Genomic DNA, 8185 nt, shown 5'->3' on the forward strand with positions numbered 1-8185 from the left:
TTTACTTTCGTAGAGAGTGCTTCGGTGAATTCTTCGTCAGGGTCGCGAGTGCTTTTAAAATATCACGGTCCAATTCAGCTTCGTGCAGCTTGCTTTTAAGCTCCAGAATTTCTTGCTTATACTTCTCCTCTTGCGTTGGCTCGAGCTTCTTGATTGGTTTGATTTGCTTGTGCTTACCCATAGGCGGCCTTCCTTTACGCTGCGCACGTAAACCGGTAACTCCTTGGCCTTTACGATACGAATCCAAGAGTTGACTTGGCTGGGAGAGATACCGAAATGCGCGGCAGTTTGAACTCTGCTTACTTGATGTGTATGCACATACTCTACCACAGTAATTTTAAAGGTCTGCGAATACGTAGCCTTGTTGTGTTTGACCTTCAAAGACTCGATACCGTGGGTCCTAGCTTGATTGACCCAGGTTCGAATATTAGCGCGCGAAGGAATACCATATCGAACGCTGAGCTCTCTGTAACCAATACCGCCTTTCAAGTATTCAGAAACCACTTTTGCCTTTAATTCGTTACTATATTTGGTCACAAGAAATGCCCCACAATCGTTAGACTTCTTGTCTAACAATTGTAGGGCACTTCAAATCGGCTGATCGAGGACTTTTTGGTATTCGTCCAGCACGTCATTCGGCAAGGGCGTCAGTAAATGCAGGTCATCGATGACATCGCTGGCCGTGTCGGTGCTGGGCAAATCAACGAAAAGGTCGATTTTACTGAGACAATCACTTAGTAGATCGGTCAGCTGCGAAAGCGGCTTGCCGTTTTCATCGGTGATCACGACCTGGCGATGATTGAGGGGCTGGTGCTCGATCTGAATCATTTTCAGCGCATGATAAACATTCAACTGGCTCACCTCGATATGGTTACCCCGATTGTAGGCAATCTGGCCCGAAAAAACAATCTTTAATCATGCTCTGGCGCGGCCTGGCGCTCTGGGGCTACCGGCGGGCGATGCCAACGCAGCCACAGTTCTTTGATTCCAGACAAAATGAGGGTCGGTAGCGCCGGGATGAAGACTACCGCAGCATACAGCGTGCTAGAAAGTGGCGCGGTCCCCATCACTTCGTTGAAGAACGGCATGATGGTGACAAGTAATGAAGCCACCGCCGCGAAAGCCACTGCCAGCAGCAACTGATGGTTTTCAAACGGGTTGCGGGCGAACAAAGTGCGGGTGCTACGCGCGTCGAACACATGCCACAGCTGGCCAAACACCAGGGTCAAAAAGGCGAGGGTTTGCGCTTCTGCGCCGCTCATGCCTTGACTGGCAGCCCAGATGAAGGCGACATACACGAGCCCACCCATCACAATACCGCGCAGGAAGATGCGCCCGAGCATGCCATGCAAAATGGATTGTTTCACATTGCGCGGCGGCTGGTTCATGAGGTCGGCTTCTGGCACATCATAGCCGAGGGCAAAGCTCGGTAAAGCATCGGAAATCATGTTCACCCACAGCACCATCAGCGCCGTTAATGTTGGGGTGGTGGCCGCCACTTGGCCGACGGGTTGCGTCATCAGTAGCACGCCGAACAGCAGCGCCAACACCTCGGCGACATTGGTGGTTAACTCATGCCGCATAAAGTTTTTGATATTGCCAAAAATGGTGCGGCCGGCGCGGACACTGCGCTCGATGGTGGTGAATTTATCATCCAGTAAAATCAGATCTGCGGCGTCTTTGGTGACTTCGGTGCCATTAATGCCCATGGCAATGCCAATGTCAGCAGCGCGTAAGGCTGGCGCGTCATTGATGCCATCACCAGTCATGGCCACGGTTTCGCCATGCCGCTGCAAGGCGCGCACGATGCGCTGCTTGTGTTCCGGCGACACCCGGGCGTATACGCGGATGCTTGGCGCGAGCCGGAACAAATCTTCATCGGTCATGGCTTCCAGCTGCTTGCCTTCCACTACCGGGGCGCTAGGGTCGGTGACAATGCCCAGCTTTAAGGCAATCGCGCGGGCGGTGACTGCGTGATCGCCGGTGATCATCACGACCTGAATACCGGCTTGGTGCAAGGTGGTCACACTTTGGCGCACTTCCGGCCGCGGCGGGTCAATGATGCCGGCAATGCCTAGTAAGGTCAGGTGCTGCTCAAGCTCAGCGGTGCTACCATGCAATGCCAGGTCCTCATCGATGTCACGCAGCGTCACCGCCAGCGTCCGCAGCGCCTGTTCGGCAAAGCGGTTGACCTGCGCTTCTACCGCAGTTTGACCAGCTGGCAATGTTACGAGTTGGTCGTGGTCCAGAATGGCATCAGTTTTGGCTAAAATCACGTCTGGCGCACCTTTAGTCAGCACCTGATACTGGTCGCCATCTTTAATGACGACACTCATCATTTTACGGTCGCTGTCAAACGGCAGTTCGCGAATGATGTCGATGTCCAGCGCCTGGTCTTTGCTCAAAATCGTATCGCGATCGATACCAAATTTGTGGCCCATCACTACCAGCGCTACGTCGGTGGGGTTGCCATACGGGCGGCTGCGGCCTTCGTCGTCGGTTTGAATCGCCGCTTCGTTATTCAGGACAGCGGCCATCATGAAGCGCGAAAAGCCGGGGGTGTCGGCTTCGTCATCAGGGATGATTTCGCCTACTGGTTCATAGCCGTCGCCTTCCACCACATAACTGGCGCCATTGGCATAAAACCGGGTGACAGTCATTTCATTTTTGGTCAAGGTACCAGTTTTATCTGAGGCAATGTAGCTGGTGGCCCCTAGGGTTTCCACACTGTTCAGGGACTTGATCAGACCGTTGTTTTTGGCCAGCATCGTGGCCCCAATCGTGAGCACAATCGACAGCACCGCCGGTAGCGCATCGGGAATCGCGGCCACCGCCAAGGCAATCGCCGTAGAGAGGGATTCGGCCAGCGCAGCGAAGGAGAGACTGCCAGTTTGCTGATAGGCTTTCAAGAGCTCCACCAGCAACGTGAACGCCACAATCACCATCGCCACCATCATCAGTTTGGTGGTCAGGCGCGCAATGGTGCGTTCAATCGGGGTCTTTTTGTCCTTGACTTGATCCAGCAAGGTGGCGATTTTGCCCAGCTCGGTTTGCATGCCGGTCGCAACCACCACCCCGAGGCCGTTACCATGCGTCACTGTCGCACCAGAAAAGCCCATGTTGGTGCGGTCACCGATTTGCACGTCAGCGCCCAATGCGTGGGTTTGTTTTTGCACAGGTTCCGCTTCGCCGGTGAGGTGGGCTTCGTTGGTTTGCAGCTCGGCGACATGGAGCCAGCGAACGTCGGCTTCGATGAAGTCGCCGGTTTTGACACTGACAATATCGCCAGGCACCAGCTCGGTGGCTGGCACCGTCAGCCAGTCGCCATCGCGCAGGACCTTGGCGTGGTGATCCGCCATCACCTTCAGGGCGTCCAGGGATTTTTGTGCGCTTTTGGCTTGCCAGAAGGAGAGGCCGGCATTAACGAAAATCAGCAGCAGAATCGCAATGCTTTCATACACTGCCGCCATACCATGGCTGGGGTCGTGGCGCACGAAGAAGTCATAGCCGGCGCTGGCCCAGGCCAATAGCACGGCGATGAATAAAATAATCACCAAGGGTTCTTTCAAGGTGGCCAAAAACTGGCGCCAGGCTGGTAGGGGCTTACTGGCGGCCAAGGCGTTGGGGCCATGCTGGGTGAGCCGGGCCTGTGCTTCTTCACTGGTGAGGCCGCTTTGCCGGCTGGTGGCCAAGCGCTTTAGGACATCTGCTTTGTGTTCGTTGTAAGGGGTCATAAGTTTCCTCCAATAAGAAAAGGCCGCAACCAAGAATCGCTTTCCTCCCCGAGAAAGCTTTCTTGAGCACCGCCCAACCGAATTTTTTGAATTAGTTACCTTTTATTACTAGTTTAAAGGATACCTAATGTTGCTGTCAACAGATTTGGCCCGGGCCGCCGGTGGGCTCCGCTTGGGGCGCGCGGCCTGCTGTGCGGCCGGTCCGAGCCACAGTACGGTCTCGGGCCTAATTTTAGTGTCTCAACTCGCTTTGCTCGCTTGAGTCGCTAAAATTGCCGCGATGATGACTGGTCAGCCTGAAACCCGCAGTCTGACTAGTCATCATCGTTTCACTGCTGGCCGCCCCAAGCTCCGCCCACTACCCACGCCACCGGCTATATAACAGTAGCAGCCAGGAAGTGACATGAGTGGGCAACGTGCACGCTTTCTAGTCGCTAAACTGTGAACAATGCTCGTGCTAAATGCAAAACTGAGCAAGGAGATGAACTATAAGCGGGGGACCCTTTGCTATTGAGGAGGAAGGCGAAGTAGAGAAAGAGCGGTGATTTGAACTCGAAACAGCGGCGCCTGCGCAGGAGCGCGAAGACGCCGCTGGTTGCGGTAAAAGGTTACTGACGCTGTTACGACTAGCGTTCAGCGCGCGACTGCTTGTGGGGGTGGTCGCCTGCCAGGACGTAACCGGCGCCGCAGGCTAGCAGCACTGTCAGATTAATCGCCAGCATCAGCCACAGCCAGCCGTCTAGCCGGTGGCGGCTCATGGTGCGCCCAATGGCTGCGGTCACGAAGGCAAGCGGTCCGTGGTCTTTGGCGGGAGGATTGCTAAAGGTGATGCCAAGGCTTTTGGCTGGTTTAGCGGTTAAGCTAGTGCGACGGGTGAGTAGGCCGGTGACCACGCGGCGATAGTCGGTGCCGCGGGGGCCTTCACAGCGAATGAGCGTCACCCGCGCATCGCCGGTATCGGCTAGGACGCTGACCTGGTCTTGTTTCACCACTTGATTGGCAGCAACTTGGTACCTCCATACAGTGGTTAGGTCGGACACCAAGATCTCGTCTCCTTTTTTCACCTGGTTCAGGGCATTAAGCAGCCCTTCGCTGCCGAGATAGTGATGAGACGCGAGCACGGTGTTGCCTTGGCCTAGCTTGCGTTCGGGGAAGTACATTACTGTGCCGAGGCTGAGGGTGCTGTCGTTAATCTGGTTGAAAATCGGCAGGCTGATGCCCACCTTGGGAATCGCCACGCGGCCCACGCCGGCGGTCGCCACCAACCGCTGGGTTTGCAGGCGCGCATTGAGCAAGGTGGTGAGGTCGGCTTCGGCAATTTGACTGCGGTGGTGGCCGGACACGGCCTCACTGTGCGCCAAATTCGCCTGCTGGGCGGCGGCTTCACTGGCCGGGATAATGGTGGCCGGGGCTTGCAACAGGTGGTGGTAGCCAGCTGCTACCAGCGCGATGCTGGCCAGCATGGCGAGTGCCGGCCAGATGAACCACTTAATGAGTCTGCGCATGCCGTTTCCTCCTTCGCCACCAAAGCGCCAGCAACAGGAGTATCAGGAACAGACCGATGCTGGCCAGCCAAATATGTTCCACGCTCCAGAAAGTGCGATTCGTGGTTTCGGCCGCCTGCGCTTGCTTCATCGGAATTCGTTCGCCGTACACAATGAGCCGCTTGGTGTTGATGAACAAAGGGGTGCAGGTCATCAGCGCGATGCGGTCCTTGCCGGGTTGCACATAGAAGGCCTTGATCGCGCTTGGTGATTCCGGGTCGACCACTTTTTTAGCCGCCACTGCGTAGGCGTGACGCTTGCCCAAAACGTTGACATAGATGATGTCGCCGTTTTTGAGGTAGCGAATGTTGTCGAAGAAAATGCGGTTGGCCAAGCCGGAGTGGCCGGTGATCCCCCCAAGGTGTTCTTGCCCCCAGTCGGCAGGCTGGTGAACGGTAGGGTGCCCAGGGCTCGGTTCAGCACCCAGTCGGAGTCACCATAGTAGATGGTCATTGCGCGCAATTTGATGGCGGGAATGTCGAGGTAGCCAATCGGGTCTCTGAGGTTCTTTTGAATGCTGGTGATGGCCACCTTACTGCTGGGGCGCTTTTGTTGTTGGGCAAAAATCATGGCGTTATAGGCGTCGATTTTGGCTTGCAGGCCGTCGGGTTGAGGGATATAGGCCTGCTTGTAGGTGGTCTCGCTGTGGGCGCGCTGGTTGGTTTGTTCCCAGTCGAAGGCGAATGGCAGGATGAACAGCGCAATGCCGATAAACAGGGTGACTACCAGGAACACATCAAAGAGGCGTGAGCGGCGGCTATTTTTCATGACGGGCTCCTTCCCGGCGGCGCTGTTGCCAGATGAAAATGGCGACGAGCATCACCATGAAGAGCAGGACCACTGCCACCCAGATGTGATCCAGTCGAAACAGGTCGCGGCGGTGGGTGGGGGTGTGTGCAGCAGCTTTAAGCGCAATGCGTTCCCCGTAAACCAACAGGCGATCAGTGTTAATGAAAAGCGGGGTGCAGGTTAACAGCACGACCCGGTCTTTGCCAGGTTGCACGTAGACCGCCTTGAGCGCCTGTTTGTCATCGGGGTCCACGACCTTGCGCGTATAGACGCGGTAGGCCTTGCGCGTGCCAAAGGTGTTAAGGTAAAAAACGTCACCGTTTTTGAGATAGCGAATGTTGTCAAACACGATGCGGTTGGCGAGGCCGGAGTAGCCGGTGACTACCGCCAGGGTGTCCTTGCCGCCAGCGGGCAGGCTGGTGTGCGGCATGGTACCGGCGCCGTGGTTCAGCGCCCACTCAGAATCACCGTAGTAGATCAGGGTTTTATCAACGTTGACAGCGGGGATGTCAATGTAGCCCAGTGGCGTGCGCAGGTTGGCGTGAATCTGGCCAATTTTGACCGACTCAGGCAGCGGCCCGCCGAGCTGCTCGGCTTCAATCCTGCGGTTATACTGCTGAATCAGCGCAGTTTTAGGACTTTGTTTGGCTTGATGCTGCTCATAGGCAACTACAGCTTGCTGGTTGCGATGCTTGAGCCAGGCGTCATACCCAAAAGGCAGGAGCAACAAGATGAAACCAAGCACAAATAAGCTACCAAAGAGGGTGTAAAACCAGCGATCCTTGTGGTGGGTCATCATGAGGCTCCTTTCTGTGTGGTTGAGTTTCGTAGCCTTTCTAGCTGCGCTCAGCTCGGAAACGCTTGGGCACTCAGCCTAGCCCGCCGATCTATGCAGCCTTTCTTTCAACATGACGAATTGTCAACTCAAGTGCAACTTTTTACCCATGAAGACTTCTGATGGCGTCTTCCAGCCTAAGACCTTGCGTGGTCGATTATTCAGTTGTTCAATGTAAGTCTCAATTTCCTGGTCGCTCTGAAGGTCTAGGTCTGTGTTCTTGGGAAAGTATTCTCTAATCAGTCCGTTGGTGTTTTCGTTAGTTCCTCGTTGTTGAGGCGCGTGTGGGTCAGGAAAGAAGACCTTTGTATTCAGACGTTCTGCCGGCTCCCTGTACCGGGCAAACTCCCTTCCACGGTCAGGAGTCACTGTTCTTACTCGGTTAGCTGGTAAGGCACCAAGCAGCTCAATCATGACGTCTCTAAGAACCTGTCTAGTATCTGCTGAATCTGGTAGAATTGTGGAAAACCGACTGAGGAGTTTGTCATGCCAGATTATCCAAGCAATATTTCTCGAGCGCAATTTGCGTTAATACAACCTGATTTAGAAAACTTCCGCAAGCATACAAGACCGCGTCGTTATGATCTTTATGACGTATTCAATGCCATCCTTTACTCGCTTACTACAGGGTGTCAATGGCGTGAATTACCGCACGATTTCCCGGAATGGCACACTGTCTACCGCTATTACGATATGTGGCGAGATAAACCAGACCCGACAGCTGATTCGCTATTAGAAAGGCTTTTAAAAAAACTGTCGCTTCCTATCACTTTGCACAGGGCCGATCGGCCCGAACGTCGTTTGTGATTGTTGATGCTCAAAGTGTTAAAACCACTGATTTAACGAAAAATAGTGGCTACGATGGCGGCAAAAAGATTTCAGGGATTAAGCGTCATATGGCGGTTGATATTAATGGTTTACCACAAGCCATTCTCGTGACACGAGCTAATGTATCAGATCGTTCAGGTGCATTGGCTATGTTTAGTTTAGCTAGCCAAAATTTAGAGCTGGTTCAGCATGTCATGGTTGATGGTGGCTACACTGGCAATGACTTTGCGGATCAGGTGAAGCTCATTTTGAATGCTAAGACGACGGTAGCTAAACGCAACGAGTTGCATATGTTCACGGTGTTACCGCAACGATGGATCGTTGAACGTTCATGGAGTTGGCTAGACAAATGTCGGCGACTTTGGAAAAACTGTGAACGTGCCCTTAACAGCAGTCTTCAAATGGTTGTATTGGCCTTCCTGAAGATAGTTCTTAAAAGATACTAGACAGGTTCT

General features: G+C 54.2%; 8 protein-coding genes and 2 pseudogenes. 2 read left to right on the top strand and 8 right to left on the bottom strand.

The features are described from left to right. Position 1: 1 nt before the first annotated feature. From H627_RS20765 to H627_RS20250, 6 genes and pseudogenes are all read right to left on the bottom strand, one after another. Entirely contained in the window at positions 2-181 is a 180-nt protein-coding gene (locus H627_RS20765) for a hypothetical protein (RefSeq protein ID WP_027829551.1), read from the bottom strand. A 101-nt stretch (positions 182-282) separates the two neighbouring features. Then, positions 283-537, bottom strand: a pseudogene (locus tag H627_RS20970) (transposase); the annotation flags it as partial. A 51-nt stretch (positions 538-588) separates the two neighbouring features. After that, positions 589-852, bottom strand: coding sequence for a hypothetical protein (locus H627_RS0114830; RefSeq protein WP_003582045.1), 264 nt, complete (start codon positions 850-852; stop codon positions 589-591). A gap of 59 nt (positions 853-911) precedes the next feature. Then, the gene (locus tag H627_RS0114835) at positions 912-3734 is read right to left on the bottom strand and encodes a cation-translocating P-type ATPase (protein WP_027829552.1); all 2823 of its coding nucleotides are present in this window, start codon (positions 3732-3734) and stop codon (positions 912-914) included. Between the two features lie 626 nt (positions 3735-4360). After that, positions 4361-5239 carry a class A sortase gene (locus H627_RS0114840; RefSeq protein WP_027829553.1) on the bottom strand — a complete coding sequence of 293 codons (879 nt, stop codon included), beginning with the start codon at positions 5237-5239 and terminating at the stop codon, positions 4361-4363. Next, positions 5223-5705 carry a sortase gene (locus H627_RS20250; protein ID WP_081674961.1) on the bottom strand — a complete coding sequence of 161 codons (483 nt, stop codon included), beginning with the start codon at positions 5703-5705 and terminating at the stop codon, positions 5223-5225. The genes H627_RS0114840 and H627_RS20250 overlap by 17 nt, the downstream gene beginning before the upstream one ends. Positions 5706-5788: 83 nt before the next feature. On the opposite strand from H627_RS20250, the gene H627_RS20385 reads away from it, so the two are divergent. Continuing rightward, positions 5789-6028 carry a hypothetical protein gene (locus tag H627_RS20385; RefSeq protein WP_027829555.1) on the top strand — a complete coding sequence of 80 codons (240 nt, stop codon included), beginning with the start codon at positions 5789-5791 and terminating at the stop codon, positions 6026-6028. A 7-nt stretch (positions 6029-6035) separates the two neighbouring features. Here H627_RS20385 and H627_RS18675 read toward each other — a convergent pair whose 3' ends face one another. Continuing rightward, the gene (locus tag H627_RS18675; protein ID WP_051225468.1) at positions 6036-6866 is read right to left on the bottom strand and encodes a class C sortase; all 831 of its coding nucleotides are present in this window, start codon (positions 6864-6866) and stop codon (positions 6036-6038) included. A 120-nt stretch (positions 6867-6986) separates the two neighbouring features. Then, positions 6987-7316: pseudogene (locus H627_RS18680) on the bottom strand (IS30 family transposase); the annotation flags it as partial. A gap of 72 nt (positions 7317-7388) precedes the next feature. Here H627_RS18680 and H627_RS19855 point away from each other — a divergent pair. After that, positions 7389-8176, top strand: a protein-coding gene (locus H627_RS19855) for an IS5 family transposase (protein ID WP_155827969.1) whose coding sequence is annotated in 2 segments (ribosomal slippage) — positions 7389-7656 and positions 7656-8176 — 789 coding nt in all. Because the reading frame shifts where the segments join, the coding sequence is not laid out codon by codon here. The last annotated feature ends 9 nt before the right edge of the window (positions 8177-8185 follow it).

The sequence above is a fragment of the Schleiferilactobacillus harbinensis DSM 16991 genome (assembly GCF_000425885.1).
GTDB classification, from domain to species: Bacteria; Bacillota; Bacilli; order Lactobacillales; family Lactobacillaceae; genus Schleiferilactobacillus; species Schleiferilactobacillus harbinensis.